Origin of the sequence: Dactylosporangium sp. NPDC000244 (genome assembly GCF_040300725.1) — a bacterium.
GTDB lineage: Bacteria > Actinomycetota > Actinomycetes > Mycobacteriales > Micromonosporaceae > Dactylosporangium.
Genome location: NZ_JBEPEH010000027.1, coordinates 26,059 through 53,020, shown reverse-complemented (window position 1 = coordinate 53,020; position 26,962 = coordinate 26,059). Strand labels below are relative to the sequence as shown.

Sequence of the window (26,962 nt, the reverse complement as noted above, 5' to 3'; positions counted from 1 at the left end):
GCCTTCAGCGGCCGTTCGACCGGCCGATGTGTATACCGGTGGATCAGACCTTGCCCCGCCCGGGATCGGCGGGACAAAGTAGCTTGCAGCGCGCGGGAAGGAGTGGCGTGACGAGGCGGGTGACCTGGGCATATGCGCTCTGTGCGCTTGCGCTTGCCGTCTGTTACCGGCTGTTCCCGGACGCGGGCCTGCTCTGTTACGTCGGGCTCGTCGCGACCACGATCGCCGCGATCGTCTACGGCGTCCGCGCCCACCGGCCCCGCCGGAAGCTGCCGTGGCTGCTGTGGGGCGGCGGCTCCCTCGGCCTCGCGGCCGGCACCGCGGCCTCCCTGGTGCAGACCGACGTGCTGCACTCGGACCGGTTCCCGTCGGTCGCCGACGCCATCTCGCTCGGCGCCACGTTCCCGCTGCTGCTGCTCGGCCTGCTGATGCTGAGCCGCTCCGGGGCGGCGAACCGGGACTGGGCGACCGTCATCGACTCGCTCATCTTCACCGCCGGGGCGGGGCTGCTCGCCTGGGTGTTCCTCATCGACCCGTACCTCAGCGACCCCGGCCTCAACGCCGCGCAGAAGGCCGTCGCCAGCGCCTACCCGCTCGCCGACGTGATGCTGCTGGCCATCATGGTGCGGATGGTGCTGGAGGCCCGCCGCAGCTGGAGCGTGGCGCTGCTGCTCACCTCCGGGGCCGTGCTGCTCGTCTCCGACGTCGCGTTCAGCCTGCGCCGGCTCGACGGGGAGTGGGGCCTGGGCAGCTTCGTCGACGTCGGCTGGATCGTGTTCTTCGCCGCGGGCGGTCTCGCCGCGCTGCACCCGTCGATGGCGCAGCTGTCCGAGCCGCGGGTGATCGGCTCAACGCAGGTCAAGCCGCGCCGGGCGGTGCTGGGCGTCGCCTCGCTCGTCGCGCCCGGGATCCTCTTCGCCGAGGCGCAGTCCGGGCCGGTGCACAACGGGACCGTCATCGCGGTCGGCTCGGCCGCGCTCGTGGCGCTGTCGCTCGGCCGGGGCGGGCTCGCCGCCCGCAGCGTCGGGCACACGCTGTCCCGCGAGCGCGCGCTGCGCAAGGCCTGCGAGGCGCTGCTGTCGGCGACCGAGGTGGGCGCGGTCGAGGCCGTCGTCCGCCGGGCGGTCGGCTCGCTGCTGCGCCCCGGCACCGCCCACCGCACCGTGCTGCGCGTCGGCTCGGGGCGGTGCGAGGCCGTCATGAGCATGCAGTACGTCGCGAAGCTGCCCGAGGAGTCCGCGCGCGAACTGGACGGGTTCGAGCTGGCGCTGTACTGCCCCCTGAGCGTCGGCGGCGTCCGCCTCGGCGAGCTGTGGGTCGCCGCCGACGAGCGGGCCCTCGTCACGCTGCAGGAGTCGGCGCGCGTGCTGGCCGGCCAGGCCGCGAGCATGCTCGACCACATCGCGCTGAACCGGGAGATCGTCCGCCGCGACAGCGAGGCCTACTTCCGCACCCTGGTGCTCAACGCCGCCGACGTCATCCTCATCGTCGGCGACGACGACCGGGTCAGCTACGCCAGCCCCTCGGCCCAGCCGCTGTTCGGCCTGGACCCGATCGGCGCGCACGTGTCCGACCTGCTGGTGTCGGACGAGCGGATCCGGCGCGCCGACGGGTCCGCCGCCGACGTGGAGGTGACCGTCCGCGACCTGACCGGCGAGCCGACCGTCGCCGGCCGGGTGCTCACCATCCACGACGTGACCGAGCGCCGCCGCCTCGAGCGCGAGCTCATCGACCGCGCCTACCTCGACCCGCTCACCGGCCTCGGCAACCGCCTGCGCTTCCAGGACTGCGTGCAGAGCGCGACCGCCGCCGCCGTGCTCATCGTCGACATCGACGGCTTCCGCACGGTCAACGACACCATGGGCCAGGACGTCGGCGACGAGCTGCTCAAGGCGTTCGGCGAGCGGCTCGCGGAAGTGTGCCCGCGCGCCGCCGTGGTGGCCCGCCTCGGCGCCGACGAGTTCGGCGTGCTGGTCGAGCGCGCGGCCGTCGCCGAGGTCGAGGCGCTCGCCGCGCGGATCGTCGAGGACTTCCGCCCGCCGTTCCTGGTCCGCGGCAGCGTGGTGACGGCCCTGCCGAGCGTCGGGGTGGCCATGACGGCCGACGCCGCCGACGCCGCGCAGGTGCTGAGCGAGGCCGACGTCGCCCTGGACAGCGCGAAGGGGACGCCGGAGCGCTGGCGGCGGTACGAATCCGCGATGCACGCCCACACCCTGCGCCGGATGCGGCTGCGCACCGACCTGGACCAGGCCCTGGCCGAGGACGCGTTCGTGCTGCACTACCAGCCGATCGTCGAGCTCGCGACGGGCCTGCCGCACGGCTTCGAGGCGCTGGTGCGCTGGCAGCACCCGACCTTCGGGCTGGTGCCGCCGCTGGAGTTCATCGAGATCGCCGAGGAGTGCGGGCTCATCGTCCCGCTCGGGGACTGGGTGATGCGCCACGCCATCGCCACCGCGGTCGAGTTCCGGAGGTTGTACCACTCCGACGCCGCCCCCACGATGAGCGTCAACGTGTCCGTGCGCCAGTTCCGCTCCCCCGGCTTCGTCCAGCGGGTGCTGACCGAGCTGGCCCAGGCCGACCTGCCGCCCGGCGCACTCACGGTCGAGATCACCGAGAGCCTGCTGCTCGGCGACGACGAGCACATCCACGCCGACCTGGCCACCCTGCGCGCCGCCGGCGTGCGGGTCTCGATCGACGACTTCGGCACCGGGTACTCGTCGCTGTCCTACCTGCACCGCGTGGCCGTCGACGCGCTCAAGCTCGACAAGTCCTTCGTGGACACGATCGGGACCTCGCGGCGGCAGTACGACCTGGTCCGCGGCATCGTCCAGCTCGCCCGCACGCTCGACCTGGAGGTGGTGGCCGAGGGCATCGAGACCGAGGCGAACCGCCAGCGCCTCGTCGACCTGCGCTGCGGGTTCGGCCAGGGCTACCTGTTCACCAAGCCGCTGCCCCGCGACGAGGCGCTGGCCTGGCTGCAGTCACCGGGCCTGGTCGAGCCGGCCGCCTAGAGCTCCAGGATCCAGTGGTCGCACCGGATCGGTACGCCCTCGTAGTCCACGTCGCACGGCCCGTGGTTCACGAACCCGGTCCGCCGGGCCACGACGCCCGCGGCCCGGTTCTCGGCCCCGATGAACGCGTGGACCTCGCGCACCAGCCCCGACGCCCGCACCTCCTCGACGGCGAGGCGCACAGCCCCCGCCGCGAGCCCGTGCCGCCGCGCCCGGCCCGCCAGCAGCATGATGCCGAGCTCGTGGATCTCGCGCCCCTCCCAGGCGCTGCGGAACACGGCCACGACCCCGGCGGGCTCGTCGTCGGGGTCGGCGAGGATGGTGCGGTACCACTCCCGCTCCCGCCCGGCGACCCGCCGCTCGTGCACGGACTCGGCCCGCCCGCCCGGCGCCGGCCCGCCGAGGTGCGCCATGACCTCGGCATCGCCCTCCAGCTCAGCGGTGAGCCGGCGGTCCTGTTCGGCATACGGCCGAAGCCTCATGCATTGATCATCTCAGACTTCGGCCGGAATGATCGCCAGGAGCTGCGTCGGCGGCTCGAGCGCGTCCACGATCGTGTCGCCCTCGAGCCACAGCCCCCCGGCCCGGCACACGAGCGCGGCGGCCGCCTCGACGGGGCAGGGCAGCAGCGCCCCGCAGGCCCCGCACCGCGAGGGGTCGTCGGGATCCCGCTCCAGGTGCCGGGTCTGCAACTCGGCGGCAGTGGTGACGAGAACGCTGTCTGGATCGAGATGCAACATGCGCAGATCGTGCCGACGGGCGGCGTGACCGGTCCGCGAAGAAACGGGTGATCCGCCCTTTCACCCTGCGCTCCAGGCCACCCGCTCCGGGCCGCCCGGCCTCCGCTACGGGCCGCCGGGCAGGAAGTAGGAAGCGCCGAAGGACACCAGCACCGCGGCCGCGGCCACCACGCCGATCAGCAGCAGCTTCCCGGTCGGGCCGAGGCCCCGCCGGCGGGGCGGGCGCAGGCCGCGCCGCACGCGTTGCACACGGGCCGCGCGCACGGCACGGCGCTCGACGTCCCGGGCCCACTCGGGCTCCAGGCTCTCGAAGGGATCGCTGCTCACGGCGTCCGAGTATGCAGGATCCCGGGCGCCGGAGCTGTCCCCTGACCGGCCGCCTCGATGCGGTCCAGGGCGGCGTTGCGCGGCACGTGCCGGTGCAGCAGGTTCGCCTGGCCAGCGGCCAGGATCCCGGCCACCACCGGGGTCTCGGCCTTGCGGATCTCCAGGTCCGCCTCCTCGGCGGCGGCGAGCGCCAGCTGCGCCGCGACCGGGCCCGGCAGCGCCTGCCAGGCCGGCAGCAGCGTGTCGTTGATGGCGTCGTCGTACCACTGCGGCACGGTCGGCGGCGGCAGGTGCCCGGAGCGCCAGCGGCGCACGAGCGTGAGCGCCCAGCGGTCCCAGAAGGCGAGCTGCGCCAGCACGGTCGCGGCGCTCCAACCGGGCGTCACCGGTTTGCGTAGACCCTCGTCGCCGAGGGAGTCGATGAGTGCAGTCAGCCGTTGCCGCGCCGCGGCGTTCTCGTCCAGGGGTACCCGCTCCACCCACTCCACGGTACGGACCACGGTACCGTCCCGCATGATCAACTAGACCCCGGCGCGAGGGCCGATTCCCGCCAGCGCAGAGCGTTTCACGGGGGCACGCTGAGGGCATGTTCACTGTTCACGCGATCGACGCCGAGACCCTGGAATCCGTTCGCCGCACCGGCCGGGACGCCTCCGGCAACGCGCCCGAGCCGTGGCTGGCCGAGGGAGGCGAGCCCGTGCGCTGCTGCCTGCGCGACGCCGAGCCGGGCGAGCAACTGCTGCTGTTCGGGTTCGACCCGAAGCTGCCGCCGGACAGTCCCTACCGCGAGCTCGGCGCCGTCTTCGCCCACGCCGAGCCGTGCGCGGGGCCGGCGGCGACCGGCTACCCCGAGGGCTGGCGCGGCCGCCCGCAGGTCCTGCGCGCCTACGACGCGCGCGGCTGGATCCACCCGTCGACCCGCACCCACGACGGCACGAACCCCGAGGCCGAACTGGCCGACATCCTGGCGCATCCGGAGGTCGTGCGCGTCGACAGCCGCAACATCGCCTACGGCTGCTACATGTTCACGGTGACCCGCTGACCGCCGGTCACGGCGCGGCGCGAGGTCCCCGGTCGCGAGCGACCGGGGACCTCGGATCATGCACGCACGTTATGAGCAGGTCACCGCCGGCACGGCGTTGGTGCCGTTCCACGACGCCAGGAAGCCGAACGTGGCCGGCGGGGTGGCGTTCCACGACGCGGGGGTGACGGTCACGCTCGCCCCGGACTGGCTCACCGTGCCGCCCCAGAGCTGACTGATCGTCTGGCCGTTGGCGAACGTCCACTTGACCGTCCAGCCGGGCTTGGTCCCGGCCACGCTCACCTCGCCCTGGAACCCGCCCGGCCAGCTGCCGACGATCTTGTACGTCGCCGTGCACGCGCCGGCCGGCGGCGGGCTGGTGGAGGCGCTCGCGGACGGCGACACGGACTTGGACGGCGACACGGACGGGGACGCGGACGTGACCGACGGCGAGGCCGAGGACACCGTGCCGCCGAGGCCGGTCACGATCGCGTTGTAGGCGGTCGGCTTCTTCGCCAGGTTCTCGTCCCACGGCAGCGCCGCGCCCTGGCCGGAGAACGTCGAAGGCACCCACGAGTACTTGTCGGTGTAGTCCCAGATCGTGATGCCGACGCAGCGGGTCACCGCCACGCAGGCCTTCACCACGTTGTTGTAGTACGTGGCCTGGGTGGCGTCCTTGGTCGCGTCCCGCGGCAGGACCATGCGCACGTCCAGCTCGGTGATCGCCACGTCGACGCCGAGGTCGGCGAAGCGCTGCAGGTTCGCCTGCATGTTGGTCGGGAAGCCGTACTGGATCGCCAGGTGCGCCTGGAAGCCCACGCCGTCGATCGGCACGCCCTGGGCCTTGAGCGTCTTGACGAGGTTGTACATCGCGTCGGCCTTGGCGCCCTGGCCGTCGGTGTTGTAGTCGTTGATGTAGAGCTTCGCGTCCGGGTCCGCCGCGCGGGCGGTGCGGAACGCGTCGGCGATGTAGTCGCTGCCCATCGCCGTGTAGAACGGCGAGGTGCTGCGGAACGTGCCGTCGTCGTTGAAGGGCTCGTTGACGACGTCCCAGGCGAAGACCTTGCCCTTGTAGTGCGCGGCGACCTGGGTGATGTGATTCTCCATCGCCGCCTGCACCTGGGCCGCGGGCAGCTGCGAGACCCAGCCGGGCAGCTGGTTGTGCCACAGCAGGGTGTGCCCGCGGACCTTCATGTTGTGCGCCTGGGCGAACGTGATGACCGCGTCGCCCTTGGTGAAGCTGAAGGAGTTCTGGGTCGGCTCGGTGCTGTCCCACTTCATCGCGTTGCCCGGGGTGGTCTGGCCGAACTCGCCGCCGCCGAGGATCGCGGTGTAGGCGGTGTCGGTCAGCTCCGGGTTGTCGGTGGCGGAGCCGAAGTACCGGCCGCCGGCCGCGGCGAGCGACTGCAAGGTCTGCGTCGCCGCCTCGGCCCGGGTGATGACGAACGTGAAGGTGCCGGCGGCCACGAGCGCGGCCGCGCCTGCGATCAGTGCGCGTCTCATGACGAAACCCCCGCGAGGTGATCCTTGATGCCCTGGCCGAACGCGGTCGCGGTGCCGTTGTAGTTGCTGATGAGCGACGGGCCGCTCGAGCAGTCCCAGGTGTTCCAGGTCCAGCCGAGGTAGCCGATCCCCTTGCCGTCGGCCCAGTTCATGAGCGTGTCGACGAAGCCGTGCGAGCAGTCGTTCTCGCCGATCTCGGTCAGCGCCAGCGGCACCTGGGCCGCCACCGGGGCGAGCTGGCTGTCGTAGCAGGAGGTGTTGGAGCAGGTGTTGAAGTTGTAGATGTGCGCGAACGCCGCGATGTTGTTCTGCGGGTCGGTCGGCTTGTACTGCAGCCACTGCGTGAGGTCGTTGGAGTACGCCAGGCCGCCGATCATGATGACGTTCGTGGCGCCCGTCGCGCGCACGGCGTTGACCAGCGACTGGAATCCCGCGACCGAGTAGCCGATGCCGTTGCAGGTGCCGCCGTCGCGCCAGCAGGCCCAGCCGGTGCTCGCGCTGCCGGTGGCCCGCTCCGGGTACGGCTCGTTGAACAGGTCGAAGATGATCGCGTCGTTGCCCTTGAAGGCGTTGGCGACGCCGGTCCAGAAGCTCGGGGCGTACTGCGCGTCCGGCATCGGCTTCTGGCAGGTCGCCTTGACGTCGGAGCAGCCGGCCGACGGGCCGGTGTACTGCCCGTAGTTCCAGTGCATCTCCACGATCGGCGTGATGCCGTTGCTGACGAGGAGGTTGACGTAGGCCTTGACCGCGTTCTGGTAGTTGGCCCCGCCGTAGGCCGCCTGCACGTTGCTCGTGCCGACCCAGCACTCCTCGTTCAGCGGCACCCGCACGGTGCGGATCTTCCAGGTGCGCATCGCGGTGATGGAGGCCTGGTCCATCGGCCCGTCCCAGATGCCGTTGCCCTGGATGCACGCGAACTCGCCGCCGGAGCGGTTGACGCCCAGCAGCCGGTACGTGGACCCGGTGCTCGTGACCAGCTTGTTGCCGCTCACCTTGAGCTTCGGGGCGGCCCCGGCCGGCGGCGGCGACACGGACACGGAGGGGGACACCGACGGGCTGGCCGAGGCGCTCTTCGACGGGCTCGGGGAGTTCGTCGTGGTGCCGTTGCAGGTGATGCCGTTGAGCGTGAAGGCGGCCGGCTTCGGGTTGGAGCCGGTCCACGATCCGTTGAAGCCGATGCTGGTGCTCGCGCCGGTGGCGAGGGCGCCGTTGTACGACAGGCTGGCGGCCGTCACGTTCGCGCCGGACTGGGTGTAGGTCGCCGACCAGCCCTGGTCGACGTGCTGCCCGGCGGCGAAGGTCCAGCCGAGGGTCCACGACGACACGGCGTCGCCGAGGTTCTTGACGGTGATGGCGGCCGTGAAGCCGCCGGGCCAGTCGCTGGTGGTGTACGTGACCTGACAGCCCGCGGCGGCCTGTGCCGAGGTCGGCAGCAGGACCGCCCCGGCCGACGCGAGCAGCAGGCCGCCGGCCACCGCCAGGGTGGTTGTGCGGTACCGCATGTGGGCTCCTTGGGAAGCTTCTCGGATGGCGGTTGGAAGCGCTCCCATCCTTCGCCGCGTCCCGGGGCAGTCAAGCGCTTCGACACGTTTGTCCCCGTTGTCCGAGACGAGGACTGAAATTTCCACCGATGCGATTCGGAGCGTATACTCCGTTTCCATGGAGCTCGTCGATCGATTCCTGGCCGCCGTCGTCTCACCCGACCCCGGAGCCCTCGCCGACTGCTACGCCGAGCGCGTGGTCATCGAGATGCCGTTCGCCGTGCCCGGGCTCATGCCGGCCCGGCTGGAGACGACGCGGGAGGAACTGCGGACCCGCTTCCGCGCCGGCACGGCGGTGCGCCGCTACACGGACCTGTCGAACGTGCGCGTGCACGAGTGCGCCGACGGCTCGACCGTCATCGTGGAGTACGACGTCAATGGCCTGATGCACGCCACCGGCGAGCGCTTCGTGCTCCGGTTCGCGATGGTGATGACCCTCGAGGACGGGCTGATCGCCCACACCCGCGACTACGCCGACCCGATCGCGGGCGCACGGGCCCTCGGGCGCCTGCCGGAGCTCGTCGCGGCCCTCGGCGGCCGACCGTCTTAGGAGTCGAGGTCCTTGCGGATGTCCTCGAGGATCTTCGAGGTGTCCATGGGCGGGCGGGCCTCGACGCACAGCCGCTCCATCGCCTCCGCGTAGAGGTCGACGTCGTCGCGCTTGTCGAGGTACAGCGCCGACGTCAGCTGCTCGATGTAGACCACGTCGGGCAGGTCGTCGTCGGGGAAGCGCAGCAGCGTGAACGCGCCGCCGGCCGCCGCGTGGCCGCCCGCGTTGAACGGGATGACCTGCAGGCGCACGTTGGGCAGCGTGTTGTTGATCTCCAGCAGCGCCTCGATCTGCGCGCGCATGACGTCGTTGCCGCCGATCGGGCGGCGCAGCGCGGCCTCGTCGACGACCATCCACAGCTTCGGCGGGTCGGGCCGGTGCAGGATCTGCTGGCGCTGCATGCGCAGCTCGACCCGCCGCTCGATCTCGTCCTCCTTGGCCCGGCCGTGGCCGAGCAGGACGACCGCGCGGGCGTACTCCTGTGTCTGCAGCAGCCCCGGCACGAACTGCACCTCGTAGGTGCGGATGAGCGCCGCGGCCGCCTCGAGCCCGAGGTAGGAGTGGAACCAGCTGGGCAGCACGTCGCCGAAGCGGTGCCACCAGCCCGGGTTGTTGGCGTCACGGGCCAGCGCCAGAAGGCGCGAGCGCTCCTCGGGGTCGTCGACCCCGTAGAGGGAGAGCAGGTCGGCGACGTCGCGCTCCTTGAAGCCGACGCGGCCGAGCTCCATCCGGCTGATCTTCGACTCCGACGAGCGAATCTCCCAGCCGGCGTCCTCCCGGGTCACCCCCTGAGCCTCGCGCAGGCGCCGCAGATGGGCGCCCAGCAGCATCCGGAGGACCGTTGGGCCTCCGGACGCTCCTCCTTCAGTTAGACCGGTCGTCACCGTGCTGCCTCCGGGACCGTCATGGTCGAACAGTCGCGAGCCGCGAGCCTCCCCCGCGACCGGAGTAAGCATGCCATGACCCGACAGTAAGCGGGAGTGGGCTCGCTCGGGACGGCGGCGGCGAGCCTGCTCGATCTTCGAATGCTGATTACTCAGCCGCTAACAGATTGTCGAAGTCACCGTCGCCGGCGCCGCCGAGGAAGGCGGCGATCTCCTCGTAGGTGTAGATGAGCGCCGGCCCCTCGGGGTCGCGCGAGTTCCGCATGGCGAATCCGGCCCCCCCGGGCAGGCGGGCCAGCTCGACACAGTTGCCGCTGGGGTTGCTGCGGCGGCTCTTCTGCCAGGTCACACCGGGGAGGTGGCCGGCCGGCATCCCGTTATACGTCTGCTCCATCGACATCTCTCTGACGACCTTGGTTGAAAGTTCACCAAGCACCCGGCATCTGCACGTGCATCGGCTCTTGCTTCTGCAGCCGATAAAGCGCATGCTAGCGCATGTGCGGATGTCAGGGGTCGCTCACAGCAAGTGATCAAAACCAGACATTCGGACCCAAATGATCGGGTGACTTCCCCAGCTGCGATCTGAAGGGACGAGCGCATGGATCCCCTCGCCTTCATGGCCGGCGCGGCCGCGGCGGCTGGGGCGTGCGCGGCTCTTCCTCTCTACGTGCGCGCGCGACGCGCGGAGCGCCTCGCGGCCCGGCTCGGTGCCGAGCTCGAGATCGAGCGCCACGCGGCCAGCCACGACCCGCTCACCGGCCTGCCCAACCGCCGCGCCTTCTACCAGCGCGGCACCGTGCTGGTCGCCGACCGCGGGCAGCACCCCCTGGTCGCCGTCGTCCTCGACGTCGACGGGTTCAAGCAGATCAACGACGTGTTCGGACACTCCGCCGGCGACGAGGTGCTCGCGACGACCGCCCGGCGCCTGAACGCGTACGCCGACGGCGGGCTGGTGGCCCGGCTCGGCGGCGACGAGTTCGCGGGCCTGCTCCCCGGCGGCTCCGGCAGCACGCAGGAGCAGGCCGACCGGCTCGCCGAGGCCCTCGCGGCCCCGATGCGGCTGGCCGGCCAGGTTGTCACCGTGAGCGTGTCCGTCGGGCTCGTCCCCGTCGAGCCCGACGCACACCTCGCCGACGCCGTGCACCGCGCCGACGCGGCCATGTACCGCTCCAAGGGCACCCGCCGCCGCCCCCACGCGGCCGCGCCCCCGCTCACCGTGCACGCGGCCGCCCGCCTCGGCGACCACCAGCACCTGGTGCACACCACGCTTCGCCTCGGCAAGCCCCGCGACACCACCTCCCCCCGTCCGTCCACGGCGACGTGAAGGATTCGCAATGGAGCTCCCAGACCTCGTCCGCCAGCGCCGCCGTCACCAGCCGCGCCCGCGCGGGTGGCTGGCCGCCAAGCTCAAGCGCGGCGAGCTGTGCCGCGACTGCGGCCGCCCGTGGCCGTGCGACGAATACGTGACGGCCCGCAACTCGGTGCTCGTCTACGCCCTGCGCCGCCTCGAGGTCGTCCGGCCCGGGAGCCTTGGGTGACGTCCGCGGCCCACATGCCGGCCCGCCCCGAGTGGCGGTGCACGGGATGTGCCGACCCGTGGCCGTGCGCGGCCAAGCGGGCCCAGCTCGTCGCCGAGTACGCGGAGAATCCGGCCGAGCTGCGCACCCTCATGGCCCTGCGGGTCGCCGACGCGGCCGAGGACCTGCGCCAGTTCGGGGCCGAGCAGCTCTGGCAGCGCTTCCTCGGCTGGACCCCGGCGCCCGGCCAGGGCCCGGTCATCCGCTGGGTGGCGAACCCCCCGCTGGGCGGCGACCGGCGCCGCCCGCCGGCCCGCCAGCAGATCGACCCCCGCACCAGCGGCACGGCCGCACAGGCCGCCGCCGCCCAGGTCTCTACGCTGCCCGGGCCACCACCGGGTAGTGGTCCGAACCGGATTCCGCCGCAGCGCCGGTCACGACGCGGCACTCGGTGAAGCGGGCGGCGCTCGCCGGCGTCGCCCACAGGTAGTCCAGCCGCATCCGCGTGAACTCGGCGCCCCCGCCGCCGGAGGTCGGCACCGTCCAGCCCGCCCCCGAGCCGCACCGGCGGAAGAGGTCCACGAGCCCCCGCCGGGCCAGCAGCGCCGTCGCGCGCACGTCGGGCCGTCCGCGATCGAGGTGGCGGCGACGGTACTGCGGTGCCAGCGCCGACAGCCGCGCCTCGTGCGAGTCCCAGGGGTCGAGCGTGTTGAGGTCGCCCAGCAGCACGCCCTCGCCCCGCCGCCGCAGGAACGCGGCCAGCCATCCCGCCTCGGCGACGCGCACCCGGCCCCAGTAGGGGCACAGGTGCGCGGACACGAGCGTCAGCGCCCCGAGCGGCGTGGCGACCCGCACCCAGGCCGCCGCGTGGAAGAACGGCCGCGCGATGCGCCCGGCGCCGAGCACCCGCAGATGCCGCGCGACCAGCAGCCCGACCGGCTGCCCCCGCCACGAGTGCGCCACGACCGGCCGCATGCCGGTCAACGCGCCCAGATCCGGCTCCCCGCGCAGTTCCTGCACCGCGACGACATCCGGCGACTGCGCCGCAATCACGTGCCCGATCTGCTCCAGCCGCCCGGCGCCGCCGAGTTTGATGTTGTACGTCATGAGCGTCAGCGACATATCGTGCCCTCGTGAATCATGCAGTACAGCCGGCCGTGCAGGCAGCCACAGACGCCCTGCGCGACGCCCGTGCCGAGGCCACCCGCACCCTGACCGACCTCATCCGGATCCCCAGTGTGGGCGGGACGCCCGAGGAAAGCGAGATCGTCCACCGCGTGGCGGACCTCCTGCGGGCCGAGGGCGTCGAGCTGGACCTGTGGCGGATCCCGGTGCCGGAGCTGGAGTCCCGCGCGGACTTCCCGGGCATGGAGGTGGCGAGGGCCGAGGCCTGGGGCCTGGTCGCGCGGATCGGCGGAACGGACCCGGACGCCGGGTCGCTGATGCTGAACGGCCATCTGGACGTGGTACCCCCGGGAGATCCCGGCACCTGGTCCACCTCGCCGTGGTCGGGCGACATCCGCGACGGCCACGCCTACGGCCGCGGCGCCTGCGACATGAAGGGCGGATTCGTCGCGGCGCTCCACGCGTTCCTGGCCATCCACCGCACCGGCACCCGCCCGCGCGGTGACCTGCTGCTGGCCGCCGTGATCGGCGAGGAGGACGGCGGCCTGGGCACCTACGCGGCCCTGGACCGCGGCTGGCGCGCCGACGCCTGCGTGATCACCGAGCCCACGGCCCTGGACGTGCTGGCCGCGAACGGCGGCGCCCTGACCTTCCGCCTGCGGGTGCCCGGCCTGGCCGCCCACGCCTGCGCCCGGACGTCCGGCGTCAGCGCGGTGGAGAAGTTCCAGCTGATCTTCCCGGTGCTGCGGGCGCTGGAGGCCACCAGGAATCGCCGGGTGGACCCGATGATGCGCCGGTGGGACATCGCCTACCCGCTGGAGGTGGGGACGGTCCGGTCGGGCGACTGGGCCTCGACGGTGCCGGACCTCCTGGTCGCGGAGGGCCGCTTCGGCGTCGCGCTGGACGAGCCGGTGGACAGCGCCCGGGCCGAGTTCGAGTCCACGGTGGCCGAGGCGTGCGCGCAGGACCCGTGGCTGCGGGAACACCCGGTGACCGTCGAGTGGTGGGGCGGGCAGTTCGCCAGCGGCCGCTGCCCCGACGGCACCGGCCTGGTGCAGCGGGTCGTGGAGACGCATCGGGCGCTGACGGGCGCCGAGCCGGCCGTGGTGGGCGCCCCGTACGGCTCCGACCTGCGCCTGCTGACCGCCGCCGGCGTCCCGTCCGTCCAGTTCGGCCCCGGCGTCGGCTACGGCCACTGCCCGGACGAGCGGGTCAGCCTGGAGCAGGTCCACGCCTGCGCCGAGACGCTCGTACACCTAGCGCTGAAGGTTGGCCACGCAGCGTAGTTCTTTTGCAAGTTCGGGCATTCGAGGGTGCGGAGCCATTGACCCGTTGCTGTTAAGACAGTTAACTAAAAAACCGGGTCGGCCATCCGATCGGTCGATTGCATATATCGATGGTCTTCATATAGTGATGGGTATGACTGGCTTACCGTTACGCGAACCGACGTTCCTGGTCTTGACCGCCTTGGCAGCCGAGTCACAGCACGGCTACAGCATCCTCGACGATGTCCGGCGCATCTCGGAGGGCCGGGTCCGCCTGCAGGCCGGGACCCTCTACGGCATCCTGGACCGCCTGAGAGCCGACGGCCTGATCGAGGTGGACCGCGAGGAGGTGGTGGCGTCGCGACTGCGCCGCTACTACCGGCTCAGCCGCATCGGCCGGGACCTGCTGAGCGCCGAGACCCTGCGCCTGCACCGGAACGCGGCCGCGGCCGACCGAAGACTGCACCTGGCCTCCGGCGAGGCCGCAGCGTAGAACCGCCGGCCCCACCGTGCACACGGTGGGGCAACACCCCGCGCCGCTAGCGCCGGGCGCCGAAGACCCCGGGCGTCACCCCGACGTGGCGCTTGAAGTGCCGATGCAGGTGCGCCTGGTCGTGGAACCCGGCTTCGGCCGCGGCCTCGGCCGGCTTCCGTCCGGCCAGCAGCAACCGGCGGGCCAGCTCGATCCGCCGGCTCACGAGGTACCGGTGCGGCGCCAGCCCGAACGCGGCCGTGAACGTCCGGACCAGATGCCCGGGATGGCTCTCGAGCAGCAGCCCGGCCTCCCGCAGCGTGATCCCCTCGGCGAGCCGGTCCTCGAGCAGCTCCCGCAGCCCCTCCGCCAGCCGCCGGGGCCGGGCCGGGTCCTCCCGGTGCCGCCGGTCGAGGTGCGTGAGCAGCCGCGACCGGATCAGCGCCAGCCGGCTCTCCGCCTCGAGCTCCTCACCGGCCCGGCCGAGCGCCTCGTGCAGCTGATGGATGCGCAGCCGCAGCGCCGCGTCGCGCAGGCCGGACGCGTCGACGGCCGCGCCGGCCAGGCCGGGCGGCAGGACCGACGAGTCCAGGTAGACGACCCGCTTCCGGAACCCGTCGTGGGTCGCCGCGCGCCCGTCGTGCGCCACCAGCGGCGGCAGCAGGGTCACCGAGGCCCCGGCCGCCCCGCGCCGGTGCCGGTCGAGATCGAACCGGATGGCCCCGGAGTCCACGATCAGCAGCGTCCAGACGTCGTGGACGTGCGGCGGGTACGCGTGATCGACGAAGTGCGCGTGGAAGACCTCGGCCACCCCGGGCACCCGGGGCCGCCACGCGGCCACAACTTCGTCGCCCACGTGCACAACGTACAAGCCACGGACCGCCGCGGCGGCAAGGCTCGGCCCATGACCTTCACCACCAAGATCGCCGTCCTGCTGCGCGACGACCTGCCGACCTGGCAGCGCCTGAACGTGACCGCCTTCGTGATCTCCGGAATCGCCGGCACCGAGCCCGGCCTGCTCGGCGAGGACTACGAGGACGCGGACGGCACGCGGTACCTGCCGATGCTCGGCCAGCCGGTCATGATCTTCGAGGGCGACGCGGCGCTGCTGGCGCAGGCCCACACGAGGGCCTTGGACCGGGCCTTGGCCTGCGCGATCTTCACCGACGAGCTGTTCAAGACCGGCAACGACGAGGACAACCGCGCCGCGGTGCGAGCCGTGCCGAGGCAGGCCCTGTCCCTGGCCGGCCTGGCGGTCCACGGCCCGAGGAACGCCGTCGACAAGATCCTCAAGGGCGCGCGACTGCACGGCTGACGTGCCATTTCAGCGGTACGTCAGCGACGACCCCGATCCTTGTTCCCATGGACACGACTCCCCTGCACCTCCAGCTCCCGCCGGAGGCCGCCCCCGACGCGATCATCGAGCGGCTGCCGGTGCGCAACCTGCTCGACCGCCTCCCCCCGCGCCGCCGGGCCGTGCTGGTGCTCCGCTACGTCTGCGACCTCTCCATCGAGCAGACCGCCCGGACCCTGGGCTGCAGCACCGGCACGGTGAAGAGCCAGTCCGCGCGCGCCTTGGCCACGCTGCGCACGCAGGCGGCGCGGGCCGGGCTCTGAATTTTTTGTCGTACCCGGGTGCCAGGATGCCGGCATGTACTTCGTGGAGCGCGGTTACGGAGTTCCTGTCCTGGCGGTGCACGGCTTCACGCCCGACCACCGCCTGATGCTCGGCTGCCTGGAGCCGATATTCGCCCGGATACCGGGCTACCGGCGCCTGTATCCGGACCTGCCCGGCATGGGCCGCACTCCCGGCGACGGCATCGACTCGTCGGACGACGTGCTGGCCGCCCTGGACGCCTTCGTCACCGAACACATCGGCACCGAGCCGTTCCTGCTGATCGGCGAGTCCTACGGCGGCTACCTGGGCCGCGCGGTGGCAAGCCGCCGCCCGGACCAGGTGCGAGGCCTGGCCCTGATCTGCTCGATCGGCACCGCGGTCGAGCACGCCGAGCGCACCGTGCCCGAGCACGCGACCCTGCGCATCGACCCGGACCTGGACGCCGATCCCGGCTTCACCGAGATGGCCGTGGTGCGCACCGCCGCGGCCTACGAGCGCTTCAAGGCCGAGGTGCAGCCCGGCCTGGACGCGGCCGACGAGGCCACCCTGGCTCGCATCCTGCAGCGCTACGCCCTGTCGACGGAGCCGGAGTCAGGCCCCCCGTTCACGAGGCCGGCGCTCATCCTGTGCGGCCGGCAGGACGGCATAACCGGCTACGAGGACCAGTATGCGCTGCTCCCCCACTATCCGAGGGCGACGTTCGCAGTCCTGGACGTGGCCGGCCACAACCTGCAGTTCGAGCAGCCAGAGCTCTTCGAGGCCCTGCTGACGGAGTGGATGACGCGCACGACCACCGGCTGAATCGCTCCCAGCCCCACCGTGTACCCGTCGCCCACAGCGCCTTCAACATGCCGAAGCCGGGGCTGCCCTTGTGAGTACGGCCCCGCAGGTAAGGCACCAACGCTAGGCGGCCCCGGCTTCGGCATGTTCCCCCTAGGTGTGGGCGACGGGTACACGGTGGGGCAACACCCCCATCGGCACCCAGAGCCCCCGCCGGAGGCGCCCCTGTCCCTCATGAAGTCGGAAAGCCACCCGCCGGAGGTGAAGGTTTGCGCCGAATCCGCTCGGGAACGGGCAAGCGATGAGCGGCGACTCCGCACCCGGTCGATGGCGCGCCATCAGCGTAGTGCTGGTGGCCGCCTTCATGACGCTGCTCGACGTCAGCATCGTCAACGTCGCGCTGCCCTCGATCCGGTCCGACCTGGGACTCAGCTCCGGCGCCCTGCAGTGGGTGCTGTCCGGCTACGCGCTCACGTTCGGCCTGCTGCTCGTGCCCGCCGGCCGCTTCGGGGACGCCCGGGGCCGGCGGAATGTGTTCATCGCCGGGCTCGCCGCCTTCACGCTGGCCAGCGCCGCCGCCGGGCTGGCCACCACGGCGCTCTGGCTGGTGGTGGCGAGGCTGGTGCAGGGAGCCGCGGCCGGAGTCGTGAATCCCCAGGTCTCCGGGCTGATCCAGCAGCTTTTCGCGCCGGCCGAGCGGGGAAGGCCGTTCGGGCTCCTGGGGGCCACCGTCGGAGTATCCACCGCCGTGGGTCCCCTGCTGGGCGGGCTGCTGATCCAGATCTTCGGGGCGTCCGAGGGCTGGCGCTGGATCTTCTACATCAACCTGCCGATCGGCATCGTCGCGATCGTGCTGGCCGCGAAGTGGATTCCCGGACGGGACGAGCCCGGGCAGCGCGAGACGCTCGACCCGATCGGCGTCGTGCTGCTGGGCATCGGCGTCGTGCTGTTGCTGCTGCCGCTCGTGCAGGAGCGCGAGTGGCACGGCGCGGTGAAGTGGCTGCTGGCGGCGGCGGCCGTCGCGGTGCTGGCCGGGTTCGTGGCCTGGGAGCGGCACTTCGGCCGCCGCGGTACGCCGGTGATCGACCTGGACCTGTTCCGGGTCCGCTCCTACGGCCTGGGCTCGCTGCTGGGCCTGTGCTACTTCGGCGGCTTCACCTCGATCTTCTTCACGTACACGCTGCTGCTCCAGAGCGGCCTGCACTACTCGGCGCTGGAGGCCGGTCTGGCCACCACCCCGTTCGCGCTGGGCTCCGCGGTCGCCTCGGTCGCCGGCGGCCGCACCGTGAACCGCTTCGGCCGCCCCCTGGTCGTCGCGGGCCTGATCCTGGTGGTCGGCGGCCTCTGCGCCACGGTCTACGCCCTGCACCTGGTGCCCGGGCACGGCGCCGGGTTCGCCACCGCGATGCCGCTGCTCGTCGCCGGAGTCGGCAGCGGCCTGGTGATCAGCCCCAACCAGACGCTGACCCTGGCCGAGGTCCCGGTCAGCCGGGCCGGAAGCGCGGGCGCGGTGCTCCAGACCGGCCAGCGCATCGGAACCGCGGTCGGCATCGCCGCCGTCGGCGCCGTATTCTTCAACCAGTTGGCCAACCACGACAACAACTGGACGCGGGCCTTCCAGGCCTCGCTGCTCGTGACGATCGCCTTCGTCGTGGCCGCCCTGATCGCCGCGACGATCGATGTGGTCGCGGCCCACCGGCAGCGCACAGCCCCGGCCGAAGATCGAGGCGCGCACGGCGACATTCCCGGCGACCAGAAGCACTAGCACCGGCGCACGGGAGCAGCAGCCCGGCGACCAGGCCAGGAGCACGCGCAACGCGGGCGCCGGCATGACCCCGGCAACCGCCCGGCACCACCACAACCGGCCCGGCATCGCGGCGAACGCTCTGGCGGCATGCAGCGGCGCCGGTGGCGCTCAGCTCCGGTCGAGGGCCGGGGTGCGCACGGCGGCGGCGCTCGCGGCGACGAGCAGCGCCAGCAGGGCGGGCAGGGCCAGGGCCACCGGCAGCGGCACGGCCTGGGTCGCCGCGCCGATCAGCACCGGGCCGGCCAGGAAGCCCGCGTATCCCATGCTCACCGCGACCGACAACGCCCGCGCGGGCTGCGACGGATTGCGCGCGGTCGCGGCCGAGAACACCTGCGGGGCCACGCAGGACAGCCCGGCGCCGAGACAGGCGAAGCCGGCCACGCCCGAGTACCGCTCGTCGATCAGCAGCGCCACCCCCAGGCCCGCGGCCGCCAGCAGCCCGCCGAGCCGGACCAGGTTCGCCGGCCCGAGCAGCACCGTCAGGCGGTCCCCGACCAGGCGGCCGGCGGTCATGGCGATGGCGAACGCCGCGTACCCGGCGGCCGCGAACCCCGCGGTGCCGCCCAGGTTGTCGCGCAGGTACACGGCGCTCCAGTCGGCCGCGGCGCCCTCGCCGACGAGGGCGCAGAAGGCCAGGGCGCCCAGGAGGTACACGCCGTCGAGTCGCCCGGTGCTCACGTCGCCGGTCGCGTCCGCCTCGGGCTCGGGCGCGAGCCAGCGCAGGGCCCACGCCGCGAGCCCGACGGCCAGCGCGGCGACCAGCAGGAACGTGCCCTGTGGCGACCAGCCCAGCTGCGCGCACAGCCCGCCGAGCGCGGCGCCGGCGAACCCGCCGATGCTGTAGACGGCGTGGAACGAGGAGATGATCGGCCGGCCGTACGCCCGCTGCACCCCCAGCGCGTTGGCGTTCATGGACACGTTGAGGATGCCGTGGTTGACGCCGAACACGAGCAGCGCGACGGTGAGCAGCGGCAGCGACGGGGCGTAGGCGGCGGGAAGCAGCAGCACCCCCTCCAGCAGCGCGGTCGGGGTCGCGACGCGCACGCTGCCGAACCGGTCCACGAGCCGGCCCGCGCCCAACTGTCCCACGATGGCGCCCGCGGCCAGGCCGAGCAGCGCCACGCTCAGCCGCCAGTCGTCCAGGCCCAGCCCGTGCTTGATCGCGGGCACCCGGGACGTCCACGCCCCGAGGGTGCCGCCGAACAGCAGGAACAACAGGCACCCGGCGACGCGCGCGCGGCGGAGCTGAACTGGCACCAGCGCACGCTACCCCGCCCGCGGCCACTGCGCGCACCCTAATTCCGCGTCGCGAAAAAACAGCCCCACCGTCAACACCGCCGCCGTCAAACATCGACGTCCTCAAGACCGCCGCCGTCACGTGGGCCCGAGCCGCGGCGAGGAATCGCGACTCACGCGGGCGTCGCGGAACCGCGAAACGAATCGCGGCCGCGGCGGGGCCGGGCGGCTCACGCGCGTCGCCGGGGAGAGTCGCGGCGCGGCGCGGAGGGCGGGGCCGGGCGGCTCACGCGCGTCGCCGGGGAGAGTCGCGGCGCGGCGCGGAGGGCGGGGCCGGGCGGCTCACGCGGACGTCGCCGACAGGCGGAGCGCGCCGGAGCGAGTCGTGACGTGCCGGGCGCCCCGTGGGGTGCCGATCGGGCGGGTGGCGGGCCCGCGGCGGGGTTGTTCGAGAATGTGGCATGCGTTTTGGCATTCTGGGGCCGCTCGAAGTCCTCGATGACGACGGCAACGTCGTCGCGGTCGGCGGGCCCAAGCCTCGGGCGCTGCTCGCCCTGCTGCTGCTCGAAGCCGGCCACGTCGTCCCCCTGGAGCGGCTCGGCGGCGAGAGTCCCAACGCGCTGCAGACCCAGGTCTCCCGGCTGCGCAAGGCGCTGCCCGGCGGTCTCGTCGAGTTCGTCGCCGGCGGCTACCGCATCGCCGTCGACCCCGAGGACGTCGACGCCCACCGGTTCGGCGCCCTGGCGCGGGAAGGCCGGCAACGGCTCGCGGCGGGCGACGAGCGCGGCGCGGCAGTCGTCCTTCGCGCCGCGCTGGCGTTGTGGCGCGGCCCGGCGCTGGCCGACCTGGCCGGAGCCGCGCAGGCGGTGCCGCTCGAGGAGGCTCGGCTCGCCGCCGTCGAGGACCTCGTCGAGGCCGAGCTCGGGCTGGCCGAGGGCACCCCCGTCGGGCCCCTGCGCCGGCTCGTCGCCGAGCATCCGTTCCGGGAGCGGCTGCGGGCCCAGTTGATGCGGGCCCTGCACGCCGGTGGGAGGACGGCGGAGGCGCTCGAGGTGTTCGACCAGGGGCGGCGGCTGCTCGCCGAGGAGCTGGGGACCGATCCGTCGGCCGAGCTCAGCGCCGTACACCTGCGGCTGTTGCGGCCCGAACCGGCGGCCCCGGCCCGGCGGGGGGTGCCGGCGCCGCTCACCCGCATCATCGGGCGCGGGGCCGAGCTCGAGCGGATCGCCGCGCTGCGGGATGCCCGGCTCGTCACGCTCGTCGGGCCGGGCGGCGCCGGGAAGACCCGCCTCGCCGTCGAGGTCGCCACGGCGGGCGCCTGCTTCGCCGATCTCTCCGCCGTGTCCGACGAAAAAGCCGCGTCCGACGGAAAAGCCGCGTCCGACGGAAAAGCCGCGTCCGACGGGGAAGCCATGTCCGACGGGAAAGCCGCGTCCGACAGGCAAGCCGTGTCCGACGGGGAGGCCGTACCGCACGCGGTGGCGGCCGCGCTCGGGCTGCGCGACGGCGGGCTCGCGCCCGCGGCCGCGACCGATCCCGTGCGCCTCATCGTCAACGCCGTGGGCGAGCAGGAGCTGCAGCTCGTGCTCGACAACTGTGAGCAGGCGCTCGCGGCCTGCGCCGCGCTCGCCCGGGCGCTGCTCGCCGGGTGCCCGCGGCTGACCATCCTGGCCACCAGCCGGGAGCCGCTCGGGCTCACCGGGGAGGCGCTGGTGCCGGTCGGGCCGCTGCCCGCCGACCCGGCCGTCGCGCTCTTCGCCGAGCGGGCCGCCGCCGTGCGCCCGGGCTTCGCGGTCGGGCCCGGCAACGAGGCGGACGTCGCCGGGATCTGCGCGCTCGTGGACGGGTTGCCGCTGGCCATCGAGCTCGCCGCGGCCCGGCTCCGCCAGCTCGACCTCGCCGAGCTGGCGGCGCGCCTCGCGCAGCACGAGCACTTCGCGCTGCTCTCGCGCGGGGACCGTACCGCGGCCGACCGGCACCGCACGCTGCACGCCGTCGTCGACTGGAGCTGGCGGCTGCTCGGCGCCGAGGAGCGCTCGGCCGCGGCGCGGTTCTCCGTGTTCGCCGGCGGCGCGAGCCGGCGTGCCGCGCTCGCCGTGTGCGGGATCGAGGAGGACACGCTCGCCGATCTGGTCGATCGCTCGCTGCTGGTCGCGCGCGACGGGCGTTACCGGATGCTCGAAACGATCCTGCTGTTCTGCCGCGAACGGCTCCCGGCCGAGGAGCGGGACCGGCTCCAGCGCGCCCACGCCGAATATTTCCTCGCGCTCGCCCGGGAGGCCGACCCACATCTGCGCCGCGCCGAGCAGCTCACGTGGCTCGCGGCCCTCGCCGCCGACCACGAGAACCTCATGGCCGCGCTGCGCTGGTCCGCGGCCGCCGACCGGCCGGCGGCGATGCGCCTGACCGCCGCCCTGGCCGCGTACTGGTGGCTGGCCGGCCGCCGCCACGAGGTCGCCCCGATCGCGGCCGCGCTGCTGGACGGCCCGATCGAGGGCCTGGAGGAGGAGTACGTCAGCTGCGTGGTCCACGCCGAGTCGCGCGCCTCCGCCGAGCACCGCCGGCGCGCGGGCGAGGTGATGGCCGCCCTCGACCGCCCGCTGCGCCACCCGTTCGGCGCCGCGGTGTGGGGCATGGTGCGCGTGCCGGGCGTCGGCCCCGACCCGAGCCCCGTCATCCTCTCCGGCGACCCCTGGAACCGGGCGCTGCAGGACCTGGGGCTGGCCCTGCTGGCGGTCCTCGGCGGCCACCCCGACGAGACGGAGATGCTGGACGTGCTGGCCCGGTTCCGCTCGGTGGGCGAGCGCTGGGGCATCGCCCAGGCCCTGGACTGGCTGGCCCACCTCGCCTCCTGGCGCGGCGACCACGCCCTCGCGCACGAGCGGTGGGCCGCCGCCCTGGCCGCCTTGGAGGCGCTGGGCGCGGTGCAGGAGGCGGCCGACGTCCTGTGCCGTCGTGCCTCGGACCACCTCCGCCAGGGCGATCCGGCCGCGGCCGAGGCCGACTTCCGCCGCGCGACCGGCTCGCCGTCCGCGGAGCTGGGCCTGGCCGAGGTCGCCCGCCACCGCGGCGACCTGGAGGCGGCCGCCGCGCACCTGAGCCGCGCCGGGCACGGGACCCGCCCGGGCGACCCCGGCACCGTCTACGTCCGCGCGAGCATCCTGACCGCCCAGGCCCGCCTGGCCGAGGCGGAGCACCGTCTCGCCGACGCCGCCCGGCGGCACGACGAGGCGTGGGCGGCGGCGCAGCTGGCCCCGCTCGCGTCGAGCTTCGCCGACGTGCTCGAGGGCCGCGCGGGCCACGCCGTGCTGACCGGCGACGCGCGGGAGGCCGCCCGGCTCCTGGGCCGCGCCACGGCCCTGCGCGGCACCGCGGTGGCCGGCGACCCGGACGTGACCCGCACCGCCGCGGCCGCGACGCAGCGCCTCGGCGCGGACGCGTTCGCCGCGGCCTATGCCGAGGGCCTGCGCGGCGATGCCCGGTGACGGTGCGGAGCCGGGCGGCCACCGATCCGCGATGAGACCGGGGCCGGTCCAAATACATCGATCGTTCTCGCAGTGAAGCATTTAACATCAACTTCATGGCACCGTCAGCAGCGCAGCAATTCGCCGAGATCAGCACGCCCGAACCCCCCGGGCCGCCCCGCATCCTCATGCGGCAGGCGGTCGTGCTCGGTGGCAGCATGGCCGGGCTCATGGCCGCACGGGTCCTGTCCGACCACGCCGAGCAGGTGCTCATCATCGAGCGCGACCCGACCGAGGGCACCGGGCCCCGCCCCGGCGTGCCGCAGGGCACCCAGGTGCACGCCCTGCTGCCGGCCGGGCAGACGCAGCTGGACCGCTGGTTCCCCGGCTTCAGCGAGGGCGCGGTCGAGGCCGGGGCGCCGGACTACGGGCGCACCGACGGCCGGGTGTACATCAACAACAGGCTCCGCGAGGTGCCCGACCCGCCCCCGCAGCGCCCGATCCTCATCACCACGCGGCCGTTCCTGGAGTCGCAGGTGCGCCGGCGGGTGCTGGACCTGCCGAACGTGACGATGGCCTTCGGGCGGGCCGAGAACCTCGTGTTCACCGAGTCGGCCGTGCGCGGGGTGCGGTACGTGCCCGAGGGTGCCGAGGAGGTCACCGAGATCGCGGCGGACCTCGTCGTCGACGCGATGGGGCGCTCGAGCCGGCTCAACGACTGGTTGGAGGAGCACGGCTGGCCGCGGGCGCCGATGCAGCGGATGCCGATCAAGCTCAACTACGCCTCGGCGCTGTTCGAGCGCGACGAGTCGGTCAGCGACGCGTGGGTGGTCATCACCCAGGAGACACCGGGCGGCGGGCGGGTCCCGCGCATCGGCGGGGTGCTCTCGGTGGAGGACAACCGCTGGCTGATGCTGGTCGCCGGGTACGACGAGGATCGCCCGTCCCGCGACGCCGCCGAGTACGCGCAGCGCTGCCGCGCGTACTTCCCGTCGATGTTCGGCGACATCGCCGAGCACGGGCGGATGATCGGCGGGGTCATCACGTACCACCAGGCCGACAGCCGCCGCCGCGACTTCGACACGCTGGAGCGCCTGCCCGCCGGGCTGGTCGCGGCCGGGGACGCGGTGGCGTCGTTCAACCCGGTGTACGGGCAGGGGATGACCTCGGCCACGCTGCACGCGTCGTGCCTGTCGGCGTGGCTGCAGACCGGGCCCGACGTCACCACGACGCCCGCGAAGCCGTACTTCGACAGGGTCCGCGTCATCGTGGACGCCGCGTGGCAGGTGTCGACCTTCGCCGACCTGGGCCTGCCGCACATCACGTCGGGGCAGCCGCGGGGGTACCGCGTGATCCGCTGGGCCGGCGACCTGCTGCTGCGCGCGTCCATGAAGGACGAGCCCACCTGCCGGCGCCTCAACAGCGTGACGGCGATGGAGCAGCACCCGGCGGCGCTGGCCAAGCCGGGCGTGGTCCTGCGGGCGCTGCGGCTGCGGCTGCTCGGGCGGGTCTAGCCGAACGCGAGCGTGAACCGGGGCGCGGCCACGATCGGCCGCGCCCGCGCCACCCCGGGCGTCCGTGAAGGTACCGGTCACCGCCGAATGTTCACCCGCCACGCGTCGATCCCGTCACGCGTCTCGGAGGAGCGTGTGCGTCATGACCTTGAACAGGCGTGACGTGTTGGCCGTGACCGGCCTCGGGCTGGTCGGCGGCGGACTGGGCGGGGCGTTCCCCGGCGCAGGGCCGGCCGCGGCGAGCCCCGCCGACGAGCGGACCGGCACCGGGATGCGGGACGGGTACGGGCCCTTACGGCGGGCGGGCAAGGCGCTGGCGCTGCCCGCCGGGTTCTCCTACCGCACGTTCGGCGCGGCCGGGACCCGGATGAGCGACGGGCTGGCCACGCCCGGGTGCCACGACGGGCAGGCCGTGTTCGACGCCGGACGCGGGCGCGTGCGGCTGATCCGCAACCACGAGATCGACCTGGACATCCCGGGCGCCGGGCGGCGGGCGCTCGGCCCGCGCAACGCCTACGACCGGGCGGCGCCGGCGGGGTGCACCTCCTCGCTGTACGACATCGGCTCCGGAAAGCTTGTGGAGAGCTTCCTCGTGCTCAACGGCACGCTGTCCAACTGCAGCGGGGCGGCGACGCCGTGGGGCTCCTGGCTGTCGTGCGAGGAGACCACGGACGGCGTCAAGGCCGGGTTCGAGAAGCCGCACGGGTACGTCTTCGAGATCCCCGGCACCGCGCGCGGCCCGGTCGAGCCGGTGCCGCTCAAGGCGATGGGCCGCTTCGAGCACGAGACCGCGCCGGTCGACCCGCGGACCGGGATCGTCTACATGACCGAGGACAACGGCGACCCCGGCGACGGGTTCTACCGGTTCGTGCCGCGCCGGCCCGGGCAGCTGGCCGCGGGCGGACGGCTGCAGATGCTCGCCGTGACCGGCGACAAGGCCTACGACACGGCGACCGGGCAGCGCGTCGGCGAGGTGCTCGACACCCACTGGGTCGACATCGACGAGCCGGACCCGTCCGACGCCGAGGAGAACCCGGGCTCCGTGTACTCCCAGGGCCGCGCCAAGGGCGGCTGCCGCTTCCTGGGCCTCGAGGGCTCCGCGTGGTCGGACGGCGGCGTCACGTTCGTGGCCAGCGAGGCCGGCGACGGGGAGAACGGGCAGGTGTGGCGGTACGTGCCGGCCTCACACGACGCCGGCAAGCTCCAGCTGCTGTTCGAGTCGCCCAACCCGAGGACGCTCAACCAGCCGGACACGGTCGCCGTCTCGCCGAGCGGGATGCTGCTGCTCGCCGAGGATGGCGACGGCGAGGACGAGGCCGGCGGGGACAACTGGCTGCGGGTGCTCACGCCGTCCGGGTTCGTCGCCAACCTGGCCCAGGTGATCGAGCCCCTGGACCTGCACTACTGGAACCCGGAGGACTTCCCGCAGCCGGGGCCGACCGGGGCCAGCGAGCTCGCGGGGGCCGCGTTCACCGGGGACGGCAAGTACCTGTTCATCAACGTGCAGTACCCCGGCGTGACCTGCGTGATCACCGGGCCGTGGCACGCAGGGGGCCGCTGAGCCGCAGGCGGCCGCGGGTCACGGTCCGGGTGGCGACGGTGAGCCAGGCGGCCACGAGCAGCACGTAGAGGGCGACCGCCAGGGTCGCGAACATGGGCGAGCCGGTCTGGCGGGCCAGGCCGGCCGCGCCCGTGACGCAGGTGCCGACCGGGAACGTGAACGCCCACCAGGCCGGCGTGAACGGCAGGCCACCCGGGGCGCGGGCGGTGCGCAGGGTCACGGCCGCCGCGAAGGCGAGCCACAGCAGGGCGAAGCCGAGCGCGGCCACGCCGTAGAGCAGGGCGAAGACCTCGGCGCCGCGGCCGTACTCCGGGGACAGGACGGTGCCCGCGGGCCCGGCCAGCGCGTGCGCGGCGGTCACCGACTGGCCGAGCGGGCCGAGGACGATCCACAGCGTGGGTACCGTCGCCGGCTCGCCCGGCCCGTGGTGCAGCAGCCGGCCCCAGAGCTGGGCGATGATCGCGACGGCCGCGAAGAGACTGATGCCGAAGAGCCCGTAGCAGCACAGCAGGGCGTCGGGGCGTACCGATGCCGGGAAATGGGCGATGAGGGGCGCTCCGGTGGCCGCGGACACCATCGGGGGCACCACGGGCATCAGCCAGGCGCCGGTGACGACGGCGTCGCGGCGGGCGCTGAGCAGCAGCGGCACGGCGACCGCGGTCACCAGGCCGAGCAGCGTGCCGGCCAGCCACAGCGCGACGGCGACCGCGACCAGCGGCGTGAACAGCAGCGTCCCGGCGCCGACGGTCATCAGCGCCATCGGCAGCGCGCCGAGCACCGGGGCGGTCGCGGGGTCGATCGGGCGGCCGGCCGCGTCCACGACCGCCTTCACCAGCAGCGCGGACGCGAGCACCCAGACGACGGTGGCGGCCGGGTGCAGGCCCGGCACGTGGCCGGGCAGCGCGACGGCGGCGTTGGCGACGATGCCGGTACCCATGACCGCGCTGAAGTCGCCCGGCCGCAACGGTGCTCTGTCCATGGCCTCGAATCTGCCGGTTCCGGGCGGGGTCCGGTAGCCGGGCACTG

General features: G+C 73.5%; 26 protein-coding genes and 1 pseudogene. 15 read left to right on the top strand and 12 right to left on the bottom strand.

From position 1 onward, the window contains the following. The first annotated feature begins 107 nt into the window (after positions 1 to 107). Positions 108 to 3,011 (top strand): putative bifunctional diguanylate cyclase/phosphodiesterase, encoded by a 2,904-nt coding sequence (locus ABT369_RS34375; RefSeq protein ID WP_350618318.1) that lies wholly within the window; start codon positions 108 to 110, stop codon positions 3,009 to 3,011. Here the strand turns inward: ABT369_RS34375 and ABT369_RS34370 are convergent. The 4 genes from ABT369_RS34370 to ABT369_RS34355 form a co-directional block, all read right to left on the bottom strand. After that, complete coding sequence (locus ABT369_RS34370) at positions 3,008 to 3,493, bottom strand: GNAT family N-acetyltransferase (protein ID WP_350618316.1); 486 nt, start codon at positions 3,491 to 3,493, stop codon at positions 3,008 to 3,010. The two genes, ABT369_RS34375 and ABT369_RS34370, sit on opposite strands and share 4 nt — an antisense overlap. 12 nt (positions 3,494 to 3,505) lie before the next feature. Next, entirely contained in the window at positions 3,506 to 3,751 is a 246-nt protein-coding gene (locus ABT369_RS34365) for a hypothetical protein (RefSeq protein ID WP_350618314.1), read from the bottom strand. Between the two features lie 105 nt (positions 3,752 to 3,856). After that, a complete protein-coding gene (locus tag ABT369_RS34360; RefSeq protein ID WP_350618312.1) occupies positions 3,857 to 4,078 on the bottom strand; it encodes a hypothetical protein in 222 nt (73 codons plus the stop codon). After that, positions 4,075 to 4,557, bottom strand: coding sequence for a maleylpyruvate isomerase N-terminal domain-containing protein (locus ABT369_RS34355; protein WP_350618310.1), 483 nt, complete (start codon positions 4,555 to 4,557; stop codon positions 4,075 to 4,077). Before ABT369_RS34355 ends, ABT369_RS34360 begins: the two co-directional genes overlap by 4 nt. A gap of 107 nt (positions 4,558 to 4,664) precedes the next feature. Between ABT369_RS34355 and ABT369_RS34350 the strand changes: the two genes are divergently transcribed. Continuing rightward, a complete protein-coding gene (locus tag ABT369_RS34350; protein ID WP_350618308.1) occupies positions 4,665 to 5,120 on the top strand; it encodes a DUF1203 domain-containing protein in 456 nt (151 codons plus the stop codon). A 69-nt stretch (positions 5,121 to 5,189) separates the two neighbouring features. Here the strand turns inward: ABT369_RS34350 and ABT369_RS34345 are convergent, their stop codons facing one another. Then, positions 5,190 to 6,602, bottom strand: a complete 1,413-nt coding sequence (locus ABT369_RS34345) for a glycoside hydrolase family 10 protein (RefSeq protein ID WP_350618306.1) — start codon at positions 6,600 to 6,602, stop codon at positions 5,190 to 5,192. After that, positions 6,599 to 8,104, bottom strand: coding sequence for a cellulose binding domain-containing protein (locus ABT369_RS34340; RefSeq protein WP_350618304.1), 1,506 nt, complete (start codon positions 8,102 to 8,104; stop codon positions 6,599 to 6,601). Before ABT369_RS34340 ends, ABT369_RS34345 begins: the two co-directional genes overlap by 4 nt. Before the next feature lie 157 nt (positions 8,105 to 8,261). On the opposite strand from ABT369_RS34340, the gene ABT369_RS34335 reads away from it, so the two are divergent. Further along, positions 8,262 to 8,693, top strand: coding sequence for a nuclear transport factor 2 family protein (locus ABT369_RS34335; protein ID WP_350618302.1), 432 nt, complete (start codon positions 8,262 to 8,264; stop codon positions 8,691 to 8,693). Here the strand turns inward: ABT369_RS34335 and ABT369_RS34330 are convergent. Further along, positions 8,690 to 9,577, bottom strand: a complete 888-nt coding sequence (locus ABT369_RS34330) for a Sco1979 family transcriptional regulator (protein ID WP_497977759.1) — start codon at positions 9,575 to 9,577, stop codon at positions 8,690 to 8,692. The genes ABT369_RS34335 and ABT369_RS34330 overlap by 4 nt on opposite strands. A gap of 148 nt (positions 9,578 to 9,725) precedes the next feature. Further along, positions 9,726 to 9,971, bottom strand: a complete 246-nt coding sequence (locus ABT369_RS34325) for a DUF397 domain-containing protein (RefSeq protein ID WP_350618298.1) — start codon at positions 9,969 to 9,971, stop codon at positions 9,726 to 9,728. A 204-nt stretch (positions 9,972 to 10,175) separates the two neighbouring features. On the opposite strand from ABT369_RS34325, the gene ABT369_RS34320 reads away from it, so the two are divergent. Genes ABT369_RS34320 through ABT369_RS34310 form a run of 3 tightly spaced genes read left to right on the top strand, consistent with a single transcriptional unit; the run spans position 10,176 to position 11,549 of the window. Then, entirely contained in the window at positions 10,176 to 10,901 is a 726-nt protein-coding gene (locus ABT369_RS34320) for a GGDEF domain-containing protein (protein WP_350618296.1), read from the top strand. Positions 10,902 to 10,911: 10 nt separating this feature from the next. Continuing rightward, on the top strand, positions 10,912 to 11,115 hold the full coding sequence (locus tag ABT369_RS34315) for a hypothetical protein (RefSeq protein WP_350618294.1): 204 nt from the start codon (positions 10,912 to 10,914) through the stop codon (positions 11,113 to 11,115). Beyond that, positions 11,112 to 11,549 (top strand): hypothetical protein, encoded by a 438-nt coding sequence (locus ABT369_RS34310; RefSeq protein ID WP_350618292.1) that lies wholly within the window; start codon positions 11,112 to 11,114, stop codon positions 11,547 to 11,549. The genes ABT369_RS34315 and ABT369_RS34310 overlap by 4 nt, the downstream gene beginning before the upstream one ends. Here the strand turns inward: ABT369_RS34310 and ABT369_RS34305 are convergent. Further along, positions 11,470 to 12,216 carry an endonuclease/exonuclease/phosphatase family protein gene (locus ABT369_RS34305; RefSeq protein WP_350618290.1) on the bottom strand — a complete coding sequence of 249 codons (747 nt, stop codon included), beginning with the start codon at positions 12,214 to 12,216 and terminating at the stop codon, positions 11,470 to 11,472. The two genes, ABT369_RS34310 and ABT369_RS34305, sit on opposite strands and share 80 nt — an antisense overlap. Positions 12,217 to 12,227: 11 nt before the next feature. Between ABT369_RS34305 and ABT369_RS34300 the strand changes: the two genes are divergently transcribed. Continuing rightward, on the top strand, positions 12,228 to 13,505 hold the full coding sequence (locus tag ABT369_RS34300) for an ArgE/DapE family deacylase (RefSeq protein ID WP_350618288.1): 1,278 nt from the start codon (positions 12,228 to 12,230) through the stop codon (positions 13,503 to 13,505). A 133-nt stretch (positions 13,506 to 13,638) separates the two neighbouring features. Beyond that, positions 13,639 to 13,977 (top strand): PadR family transcriptional regulator, encoded by a 339-nt coding sequence (locus tag ABT369_RS34295; protein WP_502891853.1) that lies wholly within the window; start codon positions 13,639 to 13,641, stop codon positions 13,975 to 13,977. A 46-nt stretch (positions 13,978 to 14,023) separates the two neighbouring features. Here the strand turns inward: ABT369_RS34295 and ABT369_RS34290 are convergent, their stop codons facing one another. Then, complete coding sequence (locus ABT369_RS34290; protein ID WP_350618284.1) at positions 14,024 to 14,812, bottom strand: helix-turn-helix transcriptional regulator; 789 nt, start codon at positions 14,810 to 14,812, stop codon at positions 14,024 to 14,026. Positions 14,813 to 14,860: 48 nt separating this feature from the next. On the opposite strand from ABT369_RS34290, the gene ABT369_RS34285 reads away from it, so the two are divergent. From ABT369_RS34285 to ABT369_RS34270, 4 genes and pseudogenes are all read left to right on the top strand, one after another. Continuing rightward, positions 14,861 to 15,271 (top strand): DUF2000 family protein, encoded by a 411-nt coding sequence (locus ABT369_RS34285; protein ID WP_350618282.1) that lies wholly within the window; start codon positions 14,861 to 14,863, stop codon positions 15,269 to 15,271. After that, positions 15,238 to 15,573, top strand: a pseudogene (locus ABT369_RS34280) (sigma-70 family RNA polymerase sigma factor); the annotation flags it as partial. The gene ABT369_RS34285 and the pseudogene ABT369_RS34280, both read left to right, overlap by 34 nt. A 34-nt stretch (positions 15,574 to 15,607) precedes the next feature. Next, positions 15,608 to 16,375, top strand: a complete 768-nt coding sequence (locus ABT369_RS34275; protein WP_350618280.1) for an alpha/beta fold hydrolase — start codon at positions 15,608 to 15,610, stop codon at positions 16,373 to 16,375. Between the two features lie 280 nt (positions 16,376 to 16,655). Continuing rightward, positions 16,656 to 18,119, top strand: coding sequence for an MFS transporter (locus ABT369_RS34270; RefSeq protein WP_350618278.1), 1,464 nt, complete (start codon positions 16,656 to 16,658; stop codon positions 18,117 to 18,119). Positions 18,120 to 18,269: 150 nt separating this feature from the next. Here the strand turns inward: ABT369_RS34270 and ABT369_RS34265 are convergent, their stop codons facing one another. Next, entirely contained in the window at positions 18,270 to 19,418 is a 1,149-nt protein-coding gene (locus ABT369_RS34265; protein WP_350618276.1) for an MFS transporter, read from the bottom strand. 440 nt (positions 19,419 to 19,858) lie between these two features. Between ABT369_RS34265 and ABT369_RS34260 the strand changes: the two genes are divergently transcribed. The 3 genes from ABT369_RS34260 (at position 19,859) to ABT369_RS34250 (ending at position 25,936) form a co-directional block, all read left to right on the top strand. Beyond that, on the top strand, positions 19,859 to 22,882 hold the full coding sequence (locus tag ABT369_RS34260; protein ID WP_350618274.1) for an ATP-binding protein: 3,024 nt from the start codon (positions 19,859 to 19,861) through the stop codon (positions 22,880 to 22,882). Between the two features lie 95 nt (positions 22,883 to 22,977). Next, entirely contained in the window at positions 22,978 to 24,375 is a 1,398-nt protein-coding gene (locus tag ABT369_RS34255; protein ID WP_350618272.1) for an FAD-dependent oxidoreductase, read from the top strand. 142 nt (positions 24,376 to 24,517) lie between these two features. After that, on the top strand, positions 24,518 to 25,936 hold the full coding sequence (locus ABT369_RS34250) for an alkaline phosphatase PhoX (RefSeq protein WP_350618270.1): 1,419 nt from the start codon (positions 24,518 to 24,520) through the stop codon (positions 25,934 to 25,936). On the opposite strand, the gene ABT369_RS34245 is transcribed toward ABT369_RS34250, so the two are convergent. Then, the gene (locus tag ABT369_RS34245; RefSeq protein ID WP_350618268.1) at positions 25,905 to 26,915 is read right to left on the bottom strand and encodes a TDT family transporter; all 1,011 of its coding nucleotides are present in this window, start codon (positions 26,913 to 26,915) and stop codon (positions 25,905 to 25,907) included. The two genes, ABT369_RS34250 and ABT369_RS34245, sit on opposite strands and share 32 nt — an antisense overlap. Positions 26,916 to 26,962 lie beyond the last annotated feature (47 nt).